Origin of the sequence: Micrococcus sp. Mcc89 (assembly GCF_024519795.1) — a bacterium.
In the GTDB taxonomy this organism is placed as follows: domain Bacteria; phylum Actinomycetota; class Actinomycetes; order Actinomycetales; family Micrococcaceae; genus Micrococcus; species Micrococcus luteus.
In genome coordinates this window covers 1-257 of sequence record NZ_JALJRI010000114.1, presented here as the reverse complement: position 1 = coordinate 257, position 257 = coordinate 1, and the positions used below count along the sequence as shown (strand labels likewise).

The window sequence follows — 257 nt, the reverse complement described above, 5'->3', positions numbered from 1 at the left end:
TAAGCCGCCTCAACCTCTGCGGGAGTGCGATAGCCAAGGGCCTCGTGGATGCGGGTGGTGTTCCACCAGTGCACCCACCCCATGGTGGCCAGCTCGACCGCCTCGGTCGACTCCCACACCCGCTTGGCGTGGATGAGCTCGGCCTTGTAGAGCCCGTTCACGGTCTCCTTGAAGCGTCCCGGGTTTCGTGCCGCTCCTATGTGGGTGTGAGCCGCCCCCTTCATTCGGTCCGGACGTTCTGTGAGTCGTCGGTTTCC

General features: G+C 64.6%; 1 pseudogene. It reads right to left on the bottom strand.

Going from position 1 to position 257, the window contains the following annotated elements:
- A pseudogene (locus NR072_RS10445) lies at positions 1-167 on the bottom strand (integrase core domain-containing protein); the annotation flags it as partial.
- Positions 168-257: the final 90 nt, after the last annotated feature.